The organism is Peterkaempfera bronchialis (genome assembly GCF_003258605.2).
Taxonomy (GTDB): Bacteria; Actinomycetota; Actinomycetes; order Streptomycetales; family Streptomycetaceae; genus Peterkaempfera; species Peterkaempfera bronchialis.
This window is the reverse complement of the sequence record NZ_CP031264.1, coordinates 34,459-57,377: the sequence shown is the minus strand read 5'-3', so window position 1 is coordinate 57,377 and position 22,919 is coordinate 34,459. Positions and strand designations below refer to the sequence as shown.

16 protein-coding genes and 2 pseudogenes are annotated in these 22,919 nt (G+C 69.6%); 5 read left to right on the top strand and 13 right to left on the bottom strand.

What is annotated here, in order from left to right:
• Nucleotides 1-200: 200 nt before the first annotated feature.
• From C7M71_RS00230 to C7M71_RS00220, 3 genes are all read right to left on the bottom strand, one after another.
• Nucleotides 201-1,796: a hypothetical protein gene (locus tag C7M71_RS00230; protein ID WP_111493789.1), complete on the bottom strand. Its 1,596-nt coding sequence runs from the start codon at nt 1,794-1,796 to the stop codon at nt 201-203.
• On the bottom strand, nt 1,706-3,730 hold the full coding sequence (locus C7M71_RS00225; protein ID WP_162824078.1) for an ATP-binding protein: 2,025 nt from the start codon (nt 3,728-3,730) through the stop codon (nt 1,706-1,708). The genes C7M71_RS00230 and C7M71_RS00225 overlap by 91 nt, the downstream gene beginning before the upstream one ends.
• Before the next feature lie 448 nt (nt 3,731-4,178).
• Entirely contained in the window at nt 4,179-5,771 is a 1,593-nt protein-coding gene (locus C7M71_RS00220; protein ID WP_111495531.1) for an ISL3 family transposase, read from the bottom strand.
• Nucleotides 5,772-5,952: 181 nt separating this feature from the next.
• On the opposite strand from C7M71_RS00220, the gene istA reads away from it, so the two are divergent.
• Nucleotides 5,953-7,062, top strand: coding sequence for an IS21 family transposase (istA, locus tag C7M71_RS00215; RefSeq protein WP_407675962.1), 1,110 nt, complete (start codon nt 5,953-5,955; stop codon nt 7,060-7,062).
• Here istA and C7M71_RS33055 read toward each other — a convergent pair.
• The 9 genes and pseudogenes from C7M71_RS33055 to C7M71_RS00170 all read right to left on the bottom strand — a co-directional run.
• Nucleotides 7,003-7,269, bottom strand: a pseudogene (locus C7M71_RS33055) (ATP/GTP-binding protein); the annotation flags it as partial. The gene istA and the pseudogene C7M71_RS33055 overlap by 60 nt on opposite strands.
• An 83-nt stretch (nt 7,270-7,352) precedes the next feature.
• Entirely contained in the window at nt 7,353-9,488 is a 2,136-nt protein-coding gene (locus tag C7M71_RS00205) for a Mu transposase C-terminal domain-containing protein (protein WP_111489397.1), read from the bottom strand.
• Nucleotides 9,485-10,261 (bottom strand): TnsA-like heteromeric transposase endonuclease subunit, encoded by a 777-nt coding sequence (locus C7M71_RS00200; RefSeq protein ID WP_111489398.1) that lies wholly within the window; start codon nt 10,259-10,261, stop codon nt 9,485-9,487. Before C7M71_RS00200 ends, C7M71_RS00205 begins: the two co-directional genes overlap by 4 nt.
• Nucleotides 10,262-10,350: 89 nt before the next feature.
• Complete coding sequence (locus C7M71_RS00195; RefSeq protein ID WP_229758429.1) at nt 10,351-11,847, bottom strand: TniQ family protein; 1,497 nt, start codon at nt 11,845-11,847, stop codon at nt 10,351-10,353.
• Between the two features lie 365 nt (nt 11,848-12,212).
• Nucleotides 12,213-12,458, bottom strand: a complete 246-nt coding sequence (locus C7M71_RS31200; protein ID WP_229758428.1) for a hypothetical protein — start codon at nt 12,456-12,458, stop codon at nt 12,213-12,215.
• Nucleotides 12,459-12,606: 148 nt separating this feature from the next.
• Nucleotides 12,607-12,930: pseudogene (locus tag C7M71_RS33050) on the bottom strand (DDE-type integrase/transposase/recombinase); the annotation flags it as partial.
• Between the two features lie 293 nt (nt 12,931-13,223).
• A complete protein-coding gene (locus C7M71_RS30925) occupies nt 13,224-13,448 on the bottom strand; it encodes a hypothetical protein (protein WP_175607611.1) in 225 nt (74 codons plus the stop codon).
• A gap of 197 nt (nt 13,449-13,645) precedes the next feature.
• Nucleotides 13,646-14,011, bottom strand: coding sequence for a hypothetical protein (locus C7M71_RS00175; protein ID WP_111489400.1), 366 nt, complete (start codon nt 14,009-14,011; stop codon nt 13,646-13,648).
• A 620-nt stretch (nt 14,012-14,631) separates the two neighbouring features.
• Nucleotides 14,632-16,893 carry a preprotein translocase subunit SecA gene (locus tag C7M71_RS00170; RefSeq protein ID WP_229758427.1) on the bottom strand — a complete coding sequence of 754 codons (2,262 nt, stop codon included), beginning with the start codon at nt 16,891-16,893 and terminating at the stop codon, nt 14,632-14,634.
• Nucleotides 16,894-17,250: 357 nt separating this feature from the next.
• On the opposite strand from C7M71_RS00170, the gene C7M71_RS32415 reads away from it, so the two are divergent.
• The 4 genes from C7M71_RS32415 to C7M71_RS00145 all read left to right on the top strand — a co-directional run bounded on the left by C7M71_RS32415 (nt 17,251) and on the right by C7M71_RS00145 (nt 22,310).
• Nucleotides 17,251-18,288 carry an ATP-binding protein gene (locus C7M71_RS32415; protein WP_162824076.1) on the top strand — a complete coding sequence of 346 codons (1,038 nt, stop codon included), beginning with the start codon at nt 17,251-17,253 and terminating at the stop codon, nt 18,286-18,288.
• A gap of 326 nt (nt 18,289-18,614) precedes the next feature.
• The gene (locus tag C7M71_RS00155) at nt 18,615-20,444 is read left to right on the top strand and encodes a transposase family protein (protein ID WP_229758426.1); all 1,830 of its coding nucleotides are present in this window, start codon (nt 18,615-18,617) and stop codon (nt 20,442-20,444) included.
• Nucleotides 20,441-21,184, top strand: coding sequence for an ATP-binding protein (locus C7M71_RS00150; protein ID WP_111489403.1), 744 nt, complete (start codon nt 20,441-20,443; stop codon nt 21,182-21,184). Before C7M71_RS00155 ends, C7M71_RS00150 begins: the two co-directional genes overlap by 4 nt.
• 13 nt (nt 21,185-21,197) lie before the next feature.
• Nucleotides 21,198-22,310 (top strand): hypothetical protein, encoded by a 1,113-nt coding sequence (locus C7M71_RS00145; RefSeq protein WP_229758425.1) that lies wholly within the window; start codon nt 21,198-21,200, stop codon nt 22,308-22,310.
• 32 nt (nt 22,311-22,342) lie between these two features.
• On the opposite strand, the gene tpg is transcribed toward C7M71_RS00145, so the two are convergent.
• The gene (gene tpg, locus C7M71_RS33045) at nt 22,343-22,897 is read right to left on the bottom strand and encodes a telomere-protecting terminal protein Tpg (protein WP_111489404.1); all 555 of its coding nucleotides are present in this window, start codon (nt 22,895-22,897) and stop codon (nt 22,343-22,345) included.
• Between the last annotated feature and the right edge of the window lie 22 nt (nt 22,898-22,919).

Genomic DNA, 22,919 nt, shown 5'->3' with positions numbered 1-22,919 from the left:
GATTCGTGGATCCCGTCGCTGGGACCTTTCGTGCGTTGACACCGCTCGAGCCTGGTCACCAGTCACGGTCGTCCGGAGGCAGATCGTGACGAGTTCTGCGAATGCTGTTCTGGGCAGACTCCCCAAGGGCTAGGTAGAACTGCTCTTCGACGCTGCCCGGGGCACAACGGTCAGCGAGAGCTTCGGCTTTCTCATGCTGTTCAACGTCCTTGGGGGTAGGGCTGTCCTGGAACGGCTGAGAAAACACCGCTGTTGAGGGCTGAGTCCAGAGCACCCTGCATGCTGGCAAGGAACTTGTCGCCGTGCCGATCGGCGGCGCGCAGGCAGCGGCGCACGAACTCGATGTTCCACACCAGATCCCGAGGAGCTTCGCTCAGGATCGTCGCGACGGTCCTCAGACGCGCAGGCTCAGGATCGTCGAGGTATTCGTCGATCAGGCCGATGACATGCTCGTCATAGGGCCCGGCTACAAGCACGAAGAGCCTGGCTCCTAGGAACCGTCTCCAAGCGGAGCCGGGGGCGGCAGTGAGCCAGTCCCCGATCTGGTGCAGGAGTTGAGGGAAGCTCTGGTGGTCGCGGAAGGGAGGAGACGCCTGCCAGGAATGGGGAAGGGCCTGGGGTGCCAACGTGGGAGAGTTTTCGCACGCTTCAACGCGCGCTTGAAGGAGCTGGACGACCGCTGCCGGCGCTGTCCGTGCGATTACCCTCAGGAGCTGCTGGATCTCGTAGCTGTCGATTGAGCGGCATGCGGTCAACCGTGCAAGGCAGTCGTCCTGCTGGTGCTCGGTCAGGTCGGGCCACGAAATGACACCTAGCTGGGGCAGCCCCAGGGCCATTGCCAGTTCATGCAGGCCGGCGTCATCATCGCGCGGCACGGTGAGCAGTTCAATCGCCAGGTCGTTGTGCTGGGCGCCGAGCCGCAAGACAGCGCCGAGCGTCGCCGAGTGCACGGCGCCGTCCTCATGGGCAGCGAGATCTCGCAGCAGATCGGCTTCACCGGGCAGCAGGTCCGCCTGGCCGCGCTGGCGGCCGAAGGCCATGGCCACCTCGCGTACCAGCTCGACATTGCCGTCGCTGAGGAGGGATCGGCCCCAATGAACTGCCCGGCCGCCGGCGGTGTGGCCCATCGCGATGAGGGTGATCGTCACCAGCCCCAAGGAAGCCAGCGGGTCGGTTGGTGTGGACAGGGCGTGGTTGCACAGCAACTCGCCTATGGACGGCCTGCGTGAGACCAGCGCCATCAGGAACAATCGCGCGGAGCTGTTCTGGCTGCCGCAGACCCTCTGCTCCTCGCTCAGGAGGGTCCTCATGCGGGTGATGACTTCGCTGTCGGGCCAGGCTGTGAGTTGTTCCACCACGCGTGCGAACAGGTCATTTGCGGCCTGGTGCCAGTCTGGGACATCGGGGGAGTCGGAAGGATCGGTCGGGCCGCCGTGCAGAGCACGAGCGAGCTCGTTGTCCACGGTCCTCGGAATCGAGTCCAACACCATTCTGACGGGCCCTCGAAGCTCGTTCGGACCGTACCGCGCGAGCCACCCGAGCTCTTCCCGGACAGCCACCAGAATCGTGGGCGCCAGTGGGTGGTCGACAAGGCAACGCTGCAGCCGACCGACGACAGCCTCGATGTAGGACGTCCACGGCTGGCGCATCTCGGGCGTCACTGTCATCCCGAAGCCGCCGTGAGGCAGGCTGAGTGCCGCGCCGATCAGCTTGACCGCCGCCGCGGCGCGTTCGAGTTGGGCGTTCCCCAGCTCTGTGAATGCGAGCTCGAGTACCTGGTCGCGAAGTTCAAGCACCCTGGTTCCGGCGGGACCATGTAGGCGATGAACGTCAAAGTGTCAGGCCTGTGCCACACCTCGTCGTGTCCGTCCGTGGCCAGGATGGGCGACAGCACGGACAGCGGCTGGTGAAGCGACTCGGCAGGTTGGCGCCCAAGCCAGCGTTCGACCTGCGCAACAAGGATCTGCTGGTAGACAGTGGGGCCGAAGCGAGTGAAGCCGGCGAACTCTTCCAGAACCCGCAAGGGATGATCAGGGTGCTGGTTGGTGGGGCGGGAGTCGTCCCTCCCCAGTTCCCACAACAAGCCCGCTGCACCGGCATGGAACTCAGGATGGTAGGCGACCGCCCGCAGGACAGATGGCAGGGCCTGTCGGACATCGTCGTCCGTGAAGGCGCGCTTGTAGCCGAAGCCGATGTCCGCGGTGATCGGGGCACTGGGATGGGCCATCGCCCAAGAGACCAGTTCCAGTGCCCGGCGAGGCTGGAAGAACGCCACCTTCGCCACCACTTCCAGGGCCCCGGTGCGCTCCTGCGCGTCCGCAGCCATGAAGGATTCCGCGAGCCACGTCCAGACTGGATCGATAAGCCCGTTGGCGCTGACCTCTCGGTCCTGCCAGTCCACTCGCCCGGTGTTCACGACGAGGTTGATCAGCGCCTTGCCCTGGGCTGCCTCCAAGGCCCTGTTGAGGTAGCCGGTAGCGATCCCCGTTCCGGGATGTCGCGCTGCCTTGATCAGTAGTGCGTCACCCAGCAGATCGGGAACTACGCGCACGGCGGTGTTGTGGCGCAGGACCACCCCGGCCTGCTCCAGAGCAGTCAGATGCGAGGCGAGGACTTCAGGGGGAGAACCGGTCAGTACCTCCAGCGAAGCGAAGGCGGCGGGATCATCCAAGTGGACCGGCTGGAACGCAGCCAGGGCGCTTAGTAGGTCGTGCCGCGGCGCGGTCGAGTTCGAATCAATCGCCAGTACATCGGCCAGGCGGCGCGTGAGTTCGACGTGGAGGTGCTGCTCGCCCTCGAAACGGCGGGGATCCAGGTCTCCGCGATTGATCAGTGCGGCCCCAGCGACAATCAGCAGTGGGCAGTCCCGTGCCGCTGCCGCAAGCCGCAGCGCATAGCCATGGTTCGCATCGTCGAGGACCTCACGGGCGAGGGACTCAGCATCTTCGAGCTCCAGATCTTCGACTTCGATCTGCGCTGCTTCGCTTGAGTGCATGCTGACTCGGGACAGCTCGCGGTGGGCATGGGGGAGCCCGTAGGGGCGCAGCGCGACCAGCACGTTGGCGGCACCGTTGGCTTCCTGAATGCCGGCAATGATCCTTCCGAGGGGAAACGTCGGATCGTGTGCGTCGTCGATCACGACCAGCAACTTGCCCTCGTGCGGCAACTGTTCGAATGCTTCCTGGTTGATCTCAGGATTCTGACCCAGGATGCGTGCCGCCACCGAAGGCGCTGCGCCTTCGACCGCCTCACAGAAGGCGGTCAAGACCCTGGTCTTTCCGACTCCGCCCCTACCGACCAGGAGGGCTACAGACCCTTCCTCGTTGTCGGCGAGTGACAGGAGGCGGTTCATGATCTGGGCTCGTCCGGCGAGCCGCCACCGGTGGGAGTAGATCGGCCCCCTGTTCATCTGCTTCAGGTACTCATCTGGCGCCAACCAGGTGTTGGCTTGGGCTCTTGGCTGGTTGATGACTGTGATCGGTGCGGTGTTGATGCCGGTGACCGTGACAGCACCGGGCGACTGCGAGACGGTGGCATCGCCTGAGCCGGTGAGGTCCCCTGCGTTGTTGTGATGGGCTCCCGCTCCAAGGGACCTGTTGGCGTTGCCTTCCACGTGGACATTGCCGACCGACTTGGCGGGCGAAGCGACCGGCGTCGGCCCATGAGCAGGCGACGGAGCCGGGTGCTTGGCGCCGCCCAGCCATTTGGGCCGACGAAAGAGTGGGGTCATGACTGCCGCGGGCTCACTTTCAACAGGGCACACGTAGTGCCTGAACCGTGCAACGAGCCACGGACCGTGAGACCGGGGCCACGCGATCAGGGTCCATATGAGCATGGTGCCTCGCCCGGCTGACACACATCGAGGCCACCGTGGGGTCGAATTCCACGGCCGGGCCCTGGAGAGGCCCGGCCGTGCCGGCCTCTGCGTCAGGTCGGCTGCTCGTTCCCAGCCACGAACTGATAGCGCGCCTGCCAGGTACGTCTCGACGACGGCCGAACCCTGGTTCTGGATCACTTTTGGTGCCAGTGCCACGGAGGGTCACCGGGCCCGCGATCATGAACGGTCGTGACCCACGACCTGCTCCAGGACCTCTGGCTCCACCAGACCACCGACGTCGCGGTCAGCGCCGTCACAATCCACGCCAACCGCATCACCGTCCACGCCACCACGACCAGACTCATGCCGCATGCAGGATGCGTTTGCGCAGCAGGTCGAAGTTGGCGCGGCCGAACATCTGGCGCTTGATCATCTTGATCTTGTTGTTGTGGCCCTCGACCGCGCCGGAGCTGTAGCGCAGGGTCAGCCCGGCGATGACGGCGTCGAGGTCCTGCAGGAGGCCGGTGGCGAAGCTCTGCAGCGCAGGGACCTGGTCCTGTTGGACGCGGGCGATCCAGTCTTTGAGCTGGTGGCCGCGGCGGTCGTTCATCAGCTCGGCGAATGCCCTGACGTGCTCGGCGGTGCGGGCGAGCGCTGGGACGCGCGCGAGGATCTCCTTGAGCTGCAGGGCGTCGTCGGCGGCCAGCTTCTCGGGGTGGCGGGTGATCCACCCGGTCACGTCCCGGACGGAGGGCTTGCGGCGAGGCGGATCCTGGTGCGGGAATGCCTCCCGCAGCTGCCGCACGTAGACGCGGACGATCTGCTCCTGGCCCGGGAATCCGCGCTGCCGGATCTCCTCGAACAGCCGTCGAGCGACGGTGAGGCCCTCGGCGTACCGCTCGTTGACGTAGGGCTTGTAGGGGTCGAGGATGCTGGTGCGTCCGGTCCAGCGGCCGATCAGCAGCTCGTCCGGGTCCGAAGCATGGGCCAGACGGCGGACGGTGCCGCGGGCCAGGCCCAGCCGTCGGCCGATGGCACGCAGGCTGACGCCCTCGCGGATCAGTGCGTGGACGGCCGCGTGCTGTTCGCGGACGCGGTCCGACAGGCGTCCGGTCCGGCGGGGCTCGGCCGCGGTGGCCGGCAGGGTCACGGGCTGGGTGGGACCGGTGGGTGGCGGGGGTTCGGGCAGCAGGGCGCGGTGCTGGAGCACGGTCTTCTCGACGGCGTCGGCGAGGTTCTGCCAGAGGTGGAAGCGGTCGGCGACGTGGATTGCGTCCGGGGCGCCGAGCCGCGCGGCCTCGGCGTAGAGGGCGGAGCGGTCGCGGCAGATGACCTTCACTCCTGGGTGGGCGGCCAGCCATGAGCGAACGGTCTCGACTGTGCGGTCGGGTAGCAGGTCGACCGGTCGGCGCGTCTCGATGTCGACCAGGATGGTCGCGTAGACGTGGCCCTTGCGCAGGGCGAACTCGTCGATCCCCAGCACTCGCGGTGCCGGCGGGGCTTCTTCAGGCAGAGCGCGTATCAGGCGAAGGAGCGTGGAGCGGCTGACCGGGACGGCGAACGCTTCGGCCAGGCGGGAGCCGGCCCGGCCGGCGAGCATCAGCCCGAGCCGCTGCAACGCGGCCTGGAGCTGTTGGCTTCGCCGTCCATATCGAAAGGTGACGCCCTCGACCTGCTCGACGAACGTCGCGCGCTCGCACGCTGGTTGACGGCATCGGAACCGGCGGACCCGTAACTCGACCACGACCCGGCGCTGGCCCGCGGCGCTGTCGTTGAGCCTCCGCACGTAGCTGCTGTGGACGCGGCCCGAGGATGTTCCGCACGACGGACACTCCGCTCCCGCCCTGGTCGTGGTGGCGTGGACGGTGATGCGGTTGGCGTGGATTGTGACGGCGCTGACCGCGACGTCGGTGGTCTGGTGGAGCCAGAGGTCCTGGAGCAGGTCGTGGGTCACGACCGTTCATGATCGCGGGCCGGTGACCCTCCGTGGCACTGGCACCAAAAGTGATCCAGAACCCGAACCCTGACCCTCTGACGGCGTATCAAAAGTGACCCACTTGGTGCTCTTCGTCTGACTCTGGCCTTGGCGATCAAGGTCAGGAGGAAGGGTGGTCCTCGTGTAGGACTGGGCAGAAATCCGTCGACTGCACCGGGCAGAGCAGATGCCGATCCGGGCGATTGCACGGCAGCTGGGCATCTCGAAGAACACGGTCAAGCGGGCCTTGGCCAACGACCGGCCTCCGAAGTACGAGCGGCCGGCGAAGGGGTCGGTGGTGGACGCGGTCGAGGTGCAGATGAGGGAACTGCTGCGGGAGACGCCGACGATGCCCGCGACCGTGATCGCCGAGCGGATCGGCTGGGACCGGGGCATGACGATCCTGAAGGAGCGGATCCGTGACCTTCGGCCCGCTTATCTCCCGGTCGATCCGGTGTCCCGGACGACCTATCGGCCCGGTGGGCTGGCCCAGTGCGACCTGTGGTTCCCGGATGTCCAGGTCCCGCTGGGCTATGGGCAGACCGGCCGGCCGCCGGTGCTGGTGATGGTGTCGGGGTATTCGCGGGTGATCGCCGCGCGGATGCTGCCCTCCAGGAGGACCGGCGACCTGATCGACGGTCACTGGCGGCTGCTGTCGCAGTGGGGCGCCGTCCCCAAGACGCTGGTCTGGGACAACGAGGCTGGCGTCGGCCAGGGCCGTCCCACATCCGAGTTCGCCGCGTTCGCGGGCCTGCTCGCCACCAGGATCTACCTCTGTCGGCCGCGGGATCCGGAGGCGAAAGGGCTGGTGGAGCGGGCCAACGGCTATCTGGAGACCTCCTTCCTGCCCGGCCGGCACTTCAGCGGCCCGGACGACTTCAACACCCAGCTCGATGCCTGGCTGAAGGTCGCCAACCGACGCGTCCACCGGACCCTGGGCGCCCGCCCGGTCGACCGCTGGGAGGCGGACCGGGCCGGGATGCTCACCCTGCCGGCGGTCGACCCGCCGACCTGGTGGCGGTTTTCCACCCGGCTGGGCCGGGACCACTACGTCCGCGTCGACACCTGCGACTACTCCGTCGACCCCGCCGCGATCGGCCACCACGTCACCGTGCTGACCGACAACGAGGAGGTCATCGTCCTGACCACCGAGGGGGAGATCGTCGCCCGGCACGTCCGCTGCTGGGCCCGCCAGCAGACCATCACCGATCCCGAGCACGCCGAGGGCGGTGGTCTTTCCGGCCGCGGCGGGGCCGGTGACGATCAGTGAGGGCCGGGCGGTGTTCTGCTGGTGGCGGCCGAGCAGCATGAGGGTGCGGACCTGGGTGGCGAGGGTGTTGATGGCTGGGGTGCGGACGGTGACGAACGCGGAGTGGTAGGCGAGGCGTTCTTCCGTGCTGCGGGGTGCGTCGCCGGGCTTGGGCGGGGCGAGGGGTGGGGTGGTGGCGAAGTGCTGCCAGCCCTGCCAGGTGGTGATCGGCCACGCCGGCTCTGCAGGGTGCGTGCCGGGCAGCGGTGCCTCGGTGTCGGTGGTGGCGTGGTGGTTGTGTGCGGGGTGGGTCACCAGTTGAGGGCTTCCTGGGCGGGGTCGTAGAGGCCGAGTCCGGTGTACGGGACGGGCGCGTCGCCGTCGTCGAGGGTTTCCTCCTCGCCATCAGCCTGCTCTGGGTCGTCAGGCGGGTCGTCGAGGTCGTCGAGACTATCGTCGTCCCATCCGTCGGCCTGAGGGCCCGGGGTGTGGGGCGTGCGGTGGTCGGCCGCCGGCGGGGGTGTTTTCAGCGGTGCGGTGCGGGTGATCAGGCGTTGCTCGCCTGCGGTGGCGGTGCTCGTCTGGGCTCGGCGCATGAGCTGGTCGAGGGCGTCGGCGAGGTCGGCCTCGTGGGTGTCGCGGTCGCCGTGGCGGGCGGTGATGGTTTTGATGTGCTGCCAGGTGGCACTGTTGAACGGCTCGTGGATGTGGTCGCGGTGGATCCACGGGATCTCTGTCAGGTGTCCGTCGGGCAGGCGGATCCAGACCTGGCGGGCGTCGTGGGGGTTGGTGTGGACTTCCCATTTGCCGCCGCGCGCCGTGACGGGGGAGGGCTGGCCGCGGTAGGGGATGAGGACATCGTGGTCGTAGGTGCGGTGGTCGATGCGGATGCCGCGTTCGGTGATGGCCTGCCAGCGCACTGGCAGCAGTTCGAGGTAGTCGCTGCCGCTGAGGGGGAGGGGCACGTGGCCGGCCACGGCGATGAGCGCGGCCCACATCTGGTTCGGGGTGAGGGCCTTCTTGGGCAGGGTGGGGTGGCGCAGGCCTTCGTGGGGGCGGTGGTGGTAGTGGATGAGCCATTCGTCGAGCAGGTCCTGCAGCTGGGCGACGCTGAAGCAGGCCTCGGTTTCGGCATCCGGTCCGCGGCGGGTTACGTCAGAGCCGGTGTAGCCGGGCAGGTGCTGGCACAGCAGGGCGTTGATGGTGCCGAAGGTGCGCTCGACGATGCCTTTGGCGGCGGGGGCGTGGGGAGGGGTGGGCTGGACGCTGATGCCGAGAGTTTCGCAGGCGGCGCTGAACGCCGTGGACAGGTAGATCTTGCCCCGGTCCACGACGATCGTCTCGGGCACCACGACCGGACGGGCGGCGGCGCCCTGAAGGCGTTCGTCCAGGGTCATCAGCCCCTGTAGCTGGGGGAGTTGGGTGTGGGCGAGGCGCAGCGCGTTGGGCCAGGTGGGGCGGGCCGGGTGCGGGACGGCCATCTCCGCCAGCAGCAGGGCCGCATCCACGGCCTTGGTGCCGGCCGGGCGCAGGACGGCGGCGAGGATGGCGCGGGTGGCGACATCTATGGCGATCGTGAGTTCGGGCCGGCCGGTGGTGCCGTCGTCGAAGACGGCCAGGACATCCAGCCGCGTGGTGTCGACCTGCACCTGCTCGCCCGGCCGCAGCGCCACGGTCGGAGTGAACGCCCGCCTGCCGGCCGGGGAGGGCAGAGTGCGGGCGGGGCGGTGGGGGTGTTCGGCGGGACCGGCGAGTTGGTGGACGAGCCGGTAGAAGGTGGCCTGGGAAGGGACGGTCACTGTGCCGCGGCCGTGCCGGTCGGTAAGGATCTGCGTGACCAGGGGCATCAGGCCCTTGACGGTGCCTTTGGAGCGGCCGCGCTGGCAGCGCAGCGCTTCCTCGATGGCGGTGATGACGCGTTCGTCGGTGCGCCCGGTAGGCACGGGCCGGCGGGTGGTGCGGTGGTCGACCAGCCCCCACAGGCCCTGCTTGCGGTAGGCCAGGCGCATGCGCTGCACCGTGGTCCGGGAGACAGGTCCGAAGCCGATCGCGGTCAGCTCCGCGGCCTTGGCCTCCTCGCGCTGCGCGAGCGTGAACCGGTCTGGATCGTACTCGGCCCGAGGCACCCCGCCGCTGTCCGTCCCGCCGGGCAGGCCGGACTCCACCTCGCGGATGTGCCGCTGCCAGGCCAGCGCCTTGCGCCGCGCCTCCTCGGGCGCGGTTTCGAACAGACCCCACTGCGTCACGGCCTGGGGCATCTCGGCGCCCACGATGGTGAAGCACGGGTCGGCGAACAGATGTCCGGCCACGACCGTCTCGTCTTCGCCTGTCTCGCCGGCTAGGTGGACCTGCTGCCCCGCCACAGCGATGACCTGCCAGACGCGGTCACGAAAACGGACGTGCGCTCCCACCTGCAGCACCGGCCGTCCGCCACGCCGCACGCTCATCGTCCATCCCCGCTGCCCGGGCCGCCGCGGCCGTTCGCACCGTCGGCGCCGGTGCTGACGAGGACCCGCTCGTTAAGCGGCGTCTCCAGGTCTGTCGTCAGCTTTCCGTGCCATAGGGAGTGGAAGACGACGGGCAGGACCTCGATCGGGTCGCCCGCCGCTTCGGCGCCCTCGATCAGCGGCCGCGGCTGTGCGAACGCCTCACGTACGGCGGCCGCGAGACGGGGACGGCCGGCGTTGCGGGGGTGGCGGTAGCCGGCCAGCCATTTCAGGTTCGCCGTCAGGGTCTTCTCCAGCGGCTCAAGGCGCCGGTAGCTCCAGCCGGCCTGCGCGCACGCCGCCTCAAGGACCTTCGCTGCCTTCCGGGCCCGTTCACCGCCGGCCTCCGGATGGCTGGGACAGTCGGCCAGCACAGCGGTGCCGTCGCGGTGGCGGGCGAAGAGCTGCGGTACCCACGAGCGGACCTGGCCGCGCGCGTCCCGCCACAGCAGACGGACTGGCCGCCCGGCCAGGCCGACCACCTCAGGATCGCGGTCCAGCACCATCAGCTGCGCCCGCATCGCGGCCGACCCGCAGGCCACATGCCGGCCGGTCGTGGCCGACCACCACTGGCCGGGCCCCCACCGCCGCCCCGGCACCACCGGGAACGCCGACACCGGCTCCAGCTCCTCGAAGGCCACCGCGAGGACCGCGTCCGCCCACCGCTGCTGCACCACCTGCCCGATGGGGTCGACGAAGACCGCCTCCCACTCGGATCCGGTATCCGTCTGCATGTGCTGTGAGCGGCCGCCCGACGCGGCCGCTGTGTTCTTGCTGCCCACGCGCCCCAGTCAAGCCCGTTCTGCCTGCTTGGCGGGCGGCTTCACGGATTTTGATCACGAGTGCCGGGCGATGAGGTAGTGCCCTGCGGATCGCGGTCCGTGCAGAGCCTGCCTGCCTCCTGACACTTGCTCACTGCTCCTTTCCCGGCCGCTCGTTGCGCTGGTCCCGCGAGTGCCTCGGCCAGGACATCGGCCGGCAGACGGGCCCAGCGCGCCAGATCCTCCAGCGCCATCCCCGCCGCGAGGGCTGCTGCTGCGCTCTCCCGTACGGCCTGCTCGATCAGTGTGGCGGCATGGCCGAGGTTGCCCAGCAACTGCTGCGCGGCGTCGGCGGTCTTGCCGTACTGGGCGCCGCGCAGCTGGGTCAGCTGTTCTTCGGCGTCGTTGACCAGGCTGCTGATCAGCGCCCGCTGCTCGGCCGGCACCGCGGAGCGCCACGTGGTGCCCGAGCCGGGCGCGCTGCGTTCCTTGGACAGGACGCGCAACTGTCCGGCCATGGTCGCGGGCTGGTGTTCCTGGCGCAGCCACCACGGATCGTTGTCGTAGCCGGGCGGGCCGCCGGCGCCACGACGGATGCGGATGACGGCGCCCATCCACGAGGTCAGCGGGCCGCCGTAGTCGGTTGCCGCCAGCGGCCCCAGCCACCCCCGCCCGACGCGCTCACCGAGTCGGCGGCAGAACGCCCCGTTGGAGGGCAGCGCCTGCGGCCGCCCGGCACCGCTGTCCATCCACACCAGCTCGGCCATCGCCGGGTCCAGGAGCGCGTCGGCCACGGCCACCACCTCGGGGAAGACGACCGCGTCCCGGCCCACGATCCGCCACCGCTCCAGCTCCGTCCCGGCGTTGCCGCCCGCGACCTGGTGCAGCCGCTGAGGCCAGACCGCCTCGCGCTCCCAGTGCAGGGCCTGCTCCCACCACCGGGCCACCACCGCATAAGCCAGAGCGAACACCCTCTCCGGCTCCGCTCCAGCCCGTACCGCCCGCCGCGCCACACCAGTCCACCGCCGCTGCGCCGCGGCCACTTCCGGCACACCCTGTACGTCCAGATACTCAAGAGGCTGGTCGGCGTCGGCGTCCAGGAGCCACCGCCCGTGCCGGACACACACCCGCTCCCATCGCGGCGCGTACCGCACCACCCGCACGGCCGTCCCCGTGCGCCGGGCCGCGCACAGACGGCAGCCGAAGGCGACCGGCCCGGCGACCGCGCCCCCGGTCCGCCACGCGGCCGCCGGCACGCCGTTCTTTCCGGCCGACAGCTTGGCGTCCTGCTGTCCCCAGGACGGCAACGCCCGCGCCAGCACGTCTTCCTCGACGCCGCACATGCCTGCCAGTAGCTGCCGTCCGGGCGTGTTCAGCAGCACCTCGGCGTCGGCCCGCGTGCCCCCGCCGTCGTGCCCCGGCGGGTAGTTGCGCCACTGCCAGCACGACCGCAACACCTTCGCTTCCATCCCGTAACGGCCCGCGATGCGGCAGATCAGCGACGAGGTCGTCTCCCCCTGAAGGGGAACTGTCCGCAGCAGGCCGGGATGATGGGTCACTTCACCACGGTCTCGTGTCCGCCGTCCCGGCGGGCGCTTTTGCAGCGGATGCCCAGGCGCCCCGTCCTCCCGGGGCCGTCACTTCCACTCGACGGGGCCACCTTCAGACCGTTTTTCCTGTCATCTCCTGCTACCCCTGTGACCTGCGAAGACGATGCGACAGGTCGGGAGGCAGGGGGAGTTGGGAAAAGATTTTGGCCATCGGCATCCGGATCTGGCCTCCGGCGGCGTGTAAGGGAGTGAAGGCCCTTGGGCCTTCATCAACGAGTTCGTTTCTACTGGGAGGCCTGGTCGATGACTTGGTCGTACTGGGCAGGAGCGGTCGGGTTTCGGTAGTTGTCAAGTCAAATGAGACGTTTGTGGTGCTATGAACCGTGTGGTTCGGGTTCTCTTCGTTTCGCGGGGTCGTTGATCCAGGCCTGGCTGGGTATCTCGGGTGGTCTCGGTCGGCGGGCGAATCGTTCGGGGTGGCGTTCGTAGGCCTGGGCGAGGGCGACGGCCCGCTGGTTGCGGACCTCCTCGGCGGTGCCGAAGTGGACGGAGGCGGGGGTGTGCAGGCCGATCCCGGAGTGCCGGTGCTCGTGGTTGTAGTAGCCGGTGAACGCGTCCATCCACTCCCGGGCGTGTGCCAGGGAGTCGAAGCGTTCGGGGTAGTCGGGTGCGGAACTGGCTTTCGCTGAAGGGGTTGTCGTTGCTCACCCGGGGGCGGGAATGACTGCGGGTGACGCCGAGGTCGGTCAGCAGCTGGGAGACCTTCTTGCTGGTCATGGAGGTGCCGCGGTCCGCGTGGACGGTGTGGGGCACGATGCCGTTGCGTTCGATGGCCTCGCTGATCAACTCCTTGGCCCGCTCGGCTGTTTCGGCGCGTTCGACGGTGTGGCCGACGATGTAGCGGCTGAAGATGTCGATGATCACGTAGGCGTGGAACCAGACGCCCTTGGCCGGACCGGGCAGCCGGGTGATGTCCCAGGTGAACACCTCCGAGGGTCCGTTCGCGACGAGCTCGGGGATCGTCCTGGGCGGGTGGGTGGCCTGGCGGCGGCGTTCGCCGTTCTGCCCGGCGGCGGACAGGATCCGGTACATCGTCCGCTCCGAGCACCAGTAGTTCCCCGCGTCCCGCTCACGTGCCCAGACCTGGGCGGGCGGCAGGTCGGCGTACTCCGGCCGGTTCAGCAGTGCGAGGATCGCGGCCCGCTCGGCCGGTGGCGGGGCCGAGGCGGGCGTGGGTCTTGGGGACGCTGCGGGCCTCGGCTTCGGGCTGAGGTGGCGGTAGTGGGTGGCGCGTGAGCGTCCGGTCAGCCGGCAGGCCGCCGTGGTGCCCAACTGCCCCTGGACACCCGCGAAAGCTTCGTCGATCACCGGTGCGGCGGCGTGCTTCAGTCCGCGCTCTCGGAGAGCAGTTCCAAGAGCGCGTTGGCTTTTCCCATGACCTCCAGCGCCGCGTCCCGACGAGCCAGGTCCCTCTCCAGCCGGGCGACCTTCTTACGCAGCCGTTCCAGCTCGGCCTGCTCGGCCGCCTTCTTCGGCCGCACCGCAGAGGTCCGCTGATCGGTCAGGGCGTCCAGGGCGCCGGCATCGCGGGCCTGGCGCCACTCGATCACGTGCGAGTGGTACAGCGGCTCACGCCGCAGGATCGCGCCCTTCTCCCCGGCCGGGGCCGCGTCGTACTCGGCGACGATCCGCAGCTTGTACTCCGCGGAGAACGTCCGCCGCTTCGGGCGGGGCGCCGGATCCGATCCGGAGCCACGGGGGGTGGTGCTGGCCAGGCCGGGGTGTACTCCTGTCTCGCCCTTCCAGCCTAACCCGGCAAAGCGGGCGTCTCAGCCAAGGCTGTCAGAGAGGGCCACCCCCTCGACCCCCTCCACGACGCCACCGACTTCCTCACCGACACCGCGTACCTCACCCGCACCCCGACCCCGACGGTGGCGACGACCGCATCGAAGCCACCGAACTCGGCCGCCTCACCAGTCGCTTCATAGTCGACGCTGACCTCGCCCCTACTCTCGCCGACGCCACCGCCCACCTCCCCGTCCCCGACAACCCGGACACCGCCGAAGACTCGCTCATCACCACCCTCGCCACCCGTCTGCCCGCACTCGAACAAGCACCGTTCACCGACCGCGCCAAAGCCGAGCTCTACAACGTCCTGCGCACCCTCGGCCAACCCGACGGAACGGATCTTGCCGACGACGACCAGGGAGAGGAGGACGACTGGCAGCCGGTCGCAGGCGACCTCGCCCGCGCCGTCCTGCTCCTCGTCTGTGAGTGGGCGTGTTAGTGGCAGGGGTTGTGCGTCAGCGGTGTTCGGTTGTTGATTGCCTGGTCATGCGCTGTGGACGTGCGCTGGTCTGCTGCCATGAGGTGACCAGATGGCTGCCGTTGAACAGCTGGGGTGGGGCAGGTTCGCTGTCGTGGGGGTGGCTGTTCCTGTCGGGGGTTTGTCGTAGGCCGATGTTGTCGGCATACCGCGACGGAGATCTTTCCAGGCGCTCGTGGACGAAGCCGAGGGCCGCAGAAGGCGCACGAGCCTGTCCTACGGATCCGGCTGCTCACCGACGCCGCAGTGCGTCGAGATGTGACGTAGGCCCATGATCGGCGGCGTTGGTGTCGCCGGAGGGGCTTCTGGCGAGGGCTGTTCCTATCGCTTCCGCTTGTGCCGTGTTGCGTTCTTCGTGCCGCTCTGCGACCGCTTGGCGTTCGGGTGGATCGAGCGATGGAGCTCTGAGGGCGGCCGCAAGGACGACAAGCTGGCCGTCAGTGCAGCATCAAGAGGCCCGGTGTGCCCTAGCAGATGTCGAGGAGCTTGCGGGTTGGTTGGTCGTAGAGGAAGGCGACGCCTCGCGGCAGACCGAGCTGGTGCTTCTTGGCCCGGAGGTAGTCGCGGAGTCTCCTGTCCGTCTCGTCGGGGTCGGCACCAGCCGGATGGGTGGCCCACACGAACAGCCAGCCCTCTGCCGGGTCGACGCTGGCCGTGAGCGGCACGGTCAGGCTACGGCCCTTGGGGCTCGGACTGTCGAGGAGTTCGCTGCCGTGGCGGGCGAATTTGTGCTGCACGTCGGTTGCCCCAGACAGCAGCGTGGCGCCGATGCTCAGCCATCCAGTGACATTGCGGGACTGCAACTCGTCGACCAGTGGCGCGAGCGGTGATGGCACCATCGCCGGCTTGGGCGCCAGTGCTGAGCGCGCGCCGTCGCGGTCTTGGGTGTGGAACCACTGGTCCAGCGCATCGGTTCGGCTGGTCAGGAACGCAGGACTTGTTGTTCGGTAGCGGCGCAGTTCGGCTGTGGCCGGCTCGGGCAGGAAGGGGAACGCCGCACGCACCTGCACCGGGTCGGGTTCCACCCAAAGGCCTGCCTCGAAGAAGTACAGGAACAGATCCATTTCGTCGGGCGCGTGGAACATCACGGTGACGTCGGGGTTGCGGCGGCGACGCAGGTACAGCAGGAACTCGGCCGGACGTGCCACCAGTTCGGTGATCAGCTCGAGATCGTGCAGAGATACCGTCCATGGAATGTTGCCCTCGGCCAGCAGGCCGGCCCGCACCAGCTCGGCGGTGGCAGTCAGGACCGTTGATAGGTCATCGAGACTGACGGCGATGGTGTGGATCTCACGGATTTGGCTGAGGTCGATCCATCCCTCGTTCTTGGTGCGGAGGCCGCCGTCCCGCTCGATGGCGTCGCGCATGCGCCCGGCCTGGTCGGCTGCTTTGGTGATGATGCCGGTCAGGTCGGTACGGATCCGTGCCGCCTTGCCCCCGCGGGATAGGGCGCTCAAAGCGACGGCCTTGTCCTCCACGATGATGGCGACATCGTCGAGGACGATGAGGTGGTCGCCCTCGGCCCGTTTGGTGTACTTCGAGGGGTCGGCGGCCTCAGCTTCATCATCGCTCGCGGGTAGGTAGTACTCCAATCCGTCCCGGAAACGAGCGCCGGGAAGGACACGCTCCAGCGCGGCGTGTGTGCGGGATTCGAGAAGGTCTCCGCGATGCTTGGCGTACTGGCTCCACACCGGAGCTGTCTTCTTCAGGTGTTCCTCGAGGTTCTCCCGCACAGCGAACACGTTCAACGCCGCGTGCGGCAGCATCAGACGCCCGTCTGCGCCCACGATGAGTGGCCGTGTTCGCAGCGGGTTCCTTCCGCTGGTGAACGCCTCGACGACATCTATCGGACTGTCCGTCCCCAGGTCCAGGCGGAACCGCTCGACAACGGCCCGGACACATTCTTCCGGCAGGCTCGTATGCGCAACGATGTCGTCGATCGTGACAGTGGCCTGCTCGGCAGATGGCTCGAACATCGACGTGACGCTGAGCATGGCCTGCTCCGTCAGTTGCCTGTCCGCCCGGCCTTCGTCCTCCGCCGCCATCGCGTCCAGGACCGCATTGCCCATCGCCTCAATGCGGTCGTTCAGTCTGTCCTGCTGCAGGTCGTGGCAGACGTTGAGGACGGCAATTGCATCCGCGGCGTCGAAGCCCAGTTGCGCCTGCAGGGCTGCGCGGACGCTCTCAACGCCGTCAAGGAGCGCCAGATTGGTTTCCTCTACCATTTCCGGATATGACGGATTGCGCATCCATACTTCGGCGCCCCGAATGAACAAAGACACCATGGCGAACTTGTCGTTCGGGTCAGCACGCGCGAATGAACGCAGCTGAGCAAGGTGGAGGACCTTGCTCAGCTCTTCCTTCGCGCTGGAGACGAAGTGGCTCATCTCCTGAAATCCGGCTTCGGGCCCGACCGTCGTCCCTGCCTCCTGCCGGGCGGTCAGAGCAATCAGCGCCAGCAGTTCGACGTAGACCGTGCCCGCTTCCGCAGTGACAGGTATCTCGCCCTCGCGGGCCATCGGCAAGAATCGCTGACGAGCCACCTCGATAAGCCGCATCGCGTCGAAACGCCGCACCTCCACGACGAACTCCTCGATCGCCGTGGCGAAGGCCGCGTCAGCCTCAGATGCAGGGTCGTCGCCAGTGAAGGAGGCCATGAGCGTGGTCATGGTGGTCAAGGAATCCGCTATGACCTGCGCGTGCGGATCGAGCACCAGCGTCTCCGGCACGGAACGGCGATGTCTCTTGTTGCGCGCTTCGCGTCGCTTCGTGCGGGAGCCCATGGGGCACTTCACCACACAATACGGGCGGCCAGCAAAGGATTTGGCGTTGCACAGCAGCCACCTTCGACAGCTGTCTGCGGTTAGCCGGGTGGTCGGCGGTCGCGGGTGGGAGACCGCTGCTGTCATGGGGTGACCGGGTGGCTGACACGGTGCGGCTAGCAGATCGCGGCCCGGCTGTGTTGGGTTTGCCGGTCTTCGTGTGGAGGGGGTGGCCGGGGCGGTGGGGTTGGCCTTGTGATGGGTTCGGGAACCCCGGTGGGGGAGACGGCGCCGGGTCCGCCTGGTTCGGCGGAGGCCGGGCGGGTGGCGCGGGCTGTGGTGGTGCGGCGGCTGCTCGTGGTGGACCGGGGTGAGGGCGGTCTGTCGTCGTTGCACGTGCGGATCGCGGCCGGTTTGGCGGGCGTGACGGAGCGGACGGTATGGCGGTGGCTGGCCGAGGGACGCGAGGGGCGGCTGGAGGCGCGGCCACGGCAGGGCGGGTTCGTGGTGGGGGACGCCTTGTGGGAGGTGCTGACCCAGGCGGGCGGGAACGTCGCCGAACTGCGCCGAAGGATGCTCCGGGCGCAGGACGAGGGCGTCCTGGAGCACTGGGGGGCGGAGTTTGTGCCGTCCTTGGCGACCCTGCACCGTGCGATCAAGGACGAATTGCGGGCGGGCCGGGTGCTTCAGGTCGCCCGGGCGGCGTCGGGCCGGGTGGAGCCGAGCCGGTACGACCGGGCGCTGGCCGAACTCGGCTTCGCAGAGGGTGCGAACGGTCCGCCGGTCGTGGACGGCCCGGATGCCATGCCGTCCGGCACGGGCGGTGAACAGCGGCCCGGCGCGGTGAAGACCGCTTCGCGTACCCGGGTGTCGGGTGGAGTGCGCCTGTACGCGCCGGGAGCGCGGCTGGTGTCCACGCGGCAGGTGGCCGGGGTGGTGGAGGCGGTGGGGCATACGGTCGCCGCGCGGGGGATCGGCTGTGTGTACGGGGACACGGGGCTGGGGAAGACGGTCGCGGTCGAGCAGGCTCTGCATCTGCTGCCTGCCCGGGTGCCGGTGTGGCGGGCGGTGGTGGGAGTCAGGCCCGGGCTGCCGCAGGTGCGGGCCGCGTTGTGCGAGGCGCTGGGACTGCCGTCGGGGTCCTTGACCCACCGGGCCGGACCGGCCGACCAAGCGCTGGCTGAGGCGCTGGCTGAGCCGGGTGTGCTGTTCCTCGACGACGCGCAGCGTCTGTCGCCGCCGGTGCTGGACTACCTGCGGCAGCTGTGGGACTCGCCGGCTGTGCGGCTGCCCTGGTGCTGTGCGGGGCGGGCAGCGAGCGGGCGCTGGCCCGAGCCGCGGCGATGCGTTCCCGGGTTCTGACCTGGCACCAGGTCAGCCGCCTCGACACGCAGGACGTACCGCGGACGCTGGGTCTGTTCCACCCGGTGTGGGAGGACGCTGACCCGGCCGACCTGGGGCGGGCGGATGAGCAGACCGCCCGCGGCAACTTCCGTACCTGGGCGAAGATCACCTCACATGTCTGTGCAGCCCGGGGCCGCGACCCCGGTGCGGGTGTGGATCGGGACGCGATCGACCAGGCCTGCGCCCGGCTCGGTCCGTACTCATGACCGCCACTCTCACGCGCCCGGGACGCATCGGTTCCGGCGGCAGAGAACCTCACCCCGTTCGGCAAGGAGGGAAACGGCATGATGACGGACAGCGGATCGAGGGACACCAACGGCGGCCACGGCGTTGACGCGGGAGGACAGCGGCCGCCACCGTCGGGGGATCCGGCCGGCGTGCTCGGAAAGCAGTCGCTGGTTGCGCTGCGGGCGCCTGCGGTGCGCCGCCTGCTGGCGCTGCGGGCCCGGGGCGGTCTATCGCGGCAGCACGTGCGGCTGGCGGGGGAGTGCCTGGGGGCATCGGAGCGCACGGTGTGGCGGTGGCTGGCTGAGGCGTCCCAGAGCCCGGAGGCGGCTGCGCACCCCGGAGCCCGCCACACGAGCAGGTTCGAGATCACCGCGGAAATCCGGGTGCTGCTGGCGTACTGGCACGGCAACGCCTCCGCAGTCCACCGCCAGCTCGTGGAGCGCGCCGCAGCCGAGGCCGGGGGCGTACCAGCACATACGTCCGGCGCTGCTGGGCCCGTCCCGCCCGGCCTGGTGGCTGTGCCGGGCGGGGCAGCCCTGTCGCAGGTGCCGCTGCTGGATCCGGTCCCGTCCCTGTTGACGTTCCTGCGCGCGCTGCGCCGCGATCTGACGGCGGGGGAGCGCGCCGGTCTCGCCAGCGGACCGGAGGCAGCACGCGCCCATGACGTGTTCGGCAAGCGGCCGGCGTCATGGCGCAACTACGCCTGGGAGACTGACCACGTCCAGGCCCCGCTGCTGGTCGACGCTGACGGCGACCTGGTGCGCCCGTGGATCACCTGGTTCATCGACACCGCCACTAAGGTCATCACCGGTACCGCTGTCACCCCGGGCCATCCCTCCCGCGCGTCGGTACTGGCTGCTTTGCGCGCCGCAGTGGTGCGGGACGATCCCTACGGCCCGGCCGGGGGAGTGCCGGAGCTGGTGAGGATGGACCGGGGCAAGGACTTCCTGTCGGCCGCCGTAACCACCGCGCTCGGTGCGATGGGTGTGACGGTCAAGGACTTGCCCGCCTACAGCCCGCATCTGAAAGGCACGGTGGAAAGCCTCAACCGGGCTGCGGACCGGATGCTGTTCGCCGCCCTGCCCGGCTACACCGCCGGGCCCACCAGGCCCCGCTCGGAGCGGCGCGGACGTCCCGCGGGGGCGCTGTCCGCCCTGTCGTTCCAGGACTTCACCGCAGAGGTCCTGGAGTGGACGAACTGGTGGAACACCGCGCACCGCCCGAAAGCCCTGTCGGGCCGTACGCCGCTGGAGGCGTGGCAGGCCGATCCGACCCCTGTCACCGACATCCCCGCCGCCGACCTGTGGGCCTTCACCCTCGAGGACGACGGCCGGCCCCGGAAGCTGACCAGCCACGGCGTGAGCTGGCGCGGCCGCACCTACACCGCCGCGTGGATGACCGGCCAGACCGGCCGCCAGGTCCGCGTGCGCTACATGCCCCACCACGACCACGAGATCGAGGTCTGCGACGCCCGCGGCCGCCACCTCGGCCCGGCGCACCTCGCGGACGCGGCCACTCCCGAGCAACTGCAGGCGCTGCGCGAGGCACGCGCGGAGCGCGCCCGGCGCCTGCGGGCCGACACGAAGGCCGCCGAACGCCTGCGCCGCCAGCGATTCGCCCCCACCACCAGCGCGGAGCCCGCCCAGCGGCTGGGAGCCGTCACGGCCGCCCAGGCCGATCGTGAACTCGCCGCCGCCGACTACACCGACGTCGCACGGCTGGCACTCCCCGACTTGATCCCGCCCGCGCCGCCTCCGGCGTACTGGCGCACCCCGCCCGCCCTCGCGGCCAGCACAGCGCCAGCCCCGCCCGCCTCCGCTCCAGCCGACCCGTCAGCGGACGTTGCGCCGGAGCCCGACTCCCGACCCGCAGGAGACGCCACGTGACCGCTGCCACCTACCAGTACGTCGACCTGCCCGATGCCTCCGTGGTCACCACCCGGGCCCTGCTCACCGCACGGGAGAACATCGCCGACACCGTTGCCGCGCGGGCCATGATGTGCATCCACGGCGGCGCCGGCTTCGGCAAGACGCTCGCGGTCAACACCTGCCTGCGCGAGCTCGAACCGAGCGAGGATGTACGACGGGTCACCTTCCGCGCCCGCCCCACCGCCCGAGCGGTGCGCTACGAGCTGTTCACCGCGCTCGACCTGGCCGGCGAGCCGCCCCGCCACCCCAGCGAATTCGACCGTCTGCTCAAGACCGCCCTGGCCGAGCGCCCCCGCACCTTTCTGGTCGACGAGGCCCAGTGGCTCAACGGGGAGGCGTTCGAGTACTTCCGCTACCTCTGGGACGAGCCCGCCACCCGCTTCGCGGTCGTCTTCGTCGGCGGCGAGGGCTGCCACACCGTGCTGCGCCGCGAACCGATGCTCTCCTCCCGCATCTTCATCTGGCAGCACTTCACCCGCCTCACCCCCAGCGAGGTCCTCGACGTCATCCCCCTGTTCCACCCGATCTGGGCCCACGCCGACCTCGACGACATCGCCTTCGCCGACCAGCATGCCGCGCACGGCAACTTCCGCGCCTGGGCCCAGCTGACCGCCCACGCCCGCACCGCCCTGGCACGCACCGGCCGCCCCCGCGTCGACCAAGAGCTGCTGCGCTGGGCCTTCAGCCGCCTCGCCTGACACCCCACCGCCCGTGCCTCTCGCCCCGCCGCTGCCGCCCGTCACCGTGGTTCTCGACCGCCACGACGACGCGCTGTACACGCATACGGCCCTGGCCGCCCACCACCTGCCGGCTGGCCGGATCACCCTGCACCCCGGCCCGGGCACCACCAGCGAGACCGGCCTCGCCCACGATCTTCTCGCCGCCCTGGGCAAACCGCCCCTGCTCCCGGGCCGCTTTCCCGGCGGCCGTCAGCCCGCCTGGGAAGCCGCCACGGCCTGGATGACCGCCCTGCCCGTGACCCGGCTGACCGTCCTGCGAGCCCACCGCCTCACCGCCCGCCGCGCGATGCGCCTCCTGCGGCTGCATGCCCTCACTGGTATCCACCTGACCCTGGTCTGCCACCGCCCTCACCTTCCCGCCGCCCTGCACCAGGCCCTGCGGACGGCCGACTACTCCGTCACCACCGACTTCGAGGCAGCCCGCCGCCACTACTACGGCACGCCTATCACCGAACCCCCGCCCGCAGACAAACCCGCCGGGCCGGCAGACCGGTGGCTCACCCTGCCCGCACTGGACCGCCTCGTCTCCTACGACAGCCCTCGCCCCTGCATCGATCCGTGCATGCCGCCGCCGATCGCCTTCCGGCACCGCCCACCACCCGTGGTTCTCACCGCGCACACCACCCAGAAAGTCGCCCACCGGCTGCACGCGGCGACCGCACACCCTCGCCTGGCCGCGGCCGTTGCCGCCGCGCTGTTCACCGGTGCCTCCCTCCAGCAACTCGCCACCGCCCGCCCCCGCGACTACGACACCGCCGCGGCCACGCTCGCCCTGCACGACCGCGCCCGCTACACCGACGGCTGCGCCGCCTACCCCGTACCACCCTGGGCGGGCGTCTTCCTGCGAGCGGCGGCCTGCTTCACCCGGCTCGTCTCCGGCGAGGACCAGGAACTGCTCGCCGCGCCAGGTGACCGTGCGCACCTGCTGCGCGTGGCGGAGACGGCCAAGCTGCGCCCGCCCCAGCCGCCCGCAGCCCGCCGCCAAGGCCCGGTCGGCCGTGTTGAGTGGGACTGGCGTGAGCGGCAGGAAGCCGAGAGGTACGAAGCGGTGCCGATCAGTCGCATCAGAGCCTCACGACACTGAACACCCTGACGCGTTCGCTCGAAGAGGCAGGCTCAGTCGATCGAGAAGTCGGCGAACTCGACGTCGCTGAAGACGATGTGCAGACCGTGAGCCCGGCGGCCCCATTCGCGGAAGTAGCTGTGTCCCAGCGCGCGGGCGAGGATCACCTTCTGCTGCTGCTCGCCCGCGCCGGCGTCCCGGGCGGCGAATAGCTCCCGGGCTACCTCTCCCGGCAGGTCCTGGGTGATCCACCGCACCCGCGGATCGTCCGAGGAACCTGCTGGCGCGGCGAAGCCAAATCGCGCCCGGGTATGGAAGACGAACCCCTCTGCCTCTGCCTGGGCACGCCGACGGGCTCGTATCCGGGGCTGCCACCGAGCCAGGACCGCTTCCTCGATAGCCCGGACCTGCAGCGGACCCGGCGTGCGCCGCGCCCCGGGCCTCTTCGTCACCCACCGCTGCACGGTTCGCTGTGAAACGCCCAGAAGACGTGCCACCTTCCTCGTGGAGCCTTTCTCGGATCTCATGAGGAAACGCAATGCCGAGGTGCCTGTAGGTACCGGGCGCGTCAGCAGTGCTCGTTCGATTCCATTGCTGATCTTTCCCATGACTCTCCCCGGCTCTTGACCC

Bases quoted from the DNA above. Each gene is read 5' to 3' on its own strand.
- C7M71_RS00225 (WP_162824078.1), bottom strand. From the start codon at position 3,730: ATGACCCCACTCTTTCGTCGGCCCAAATGGCTGGGCGGCGCCAAGCAC.
- C7M71_RS00205 (WP_111489397.1), bottom strand. From the start codon at position 9,488: ATGAGCGTGCGGCGTGGCGGACGGCCGGTGCTGCAGGTGGGAGCGCAC.
- C7M71_RS00200 (WP_111489398.1), bottom strand. From the start codon at position 10,261: ATGCAGACGGATACCGGATCCGAGTGGGAGGCGGTCTTCGTCGACCCC.
- C7M71_RS31200 (WP_229758428.1), bottom strand. From the start codon at position 12,458: ATGGACGCGTTCACCGGCTACTACAACCACGAGCACCGGCACTCCGGG.
- tpg (WP_111489404.1), bottom strand. From the start codon at position 22,897: ATGGGAAAGATCAGCAATGGAATCGAACGAGCACTGCTGACGCGCCCG.
- C7M71_RS00155 (WP_229758426.1), top strand. From the start codon at position 18,615: ATGATGACGGACAGCGGATCGAGGGACACCAACGGCGGCCACGGCGTT.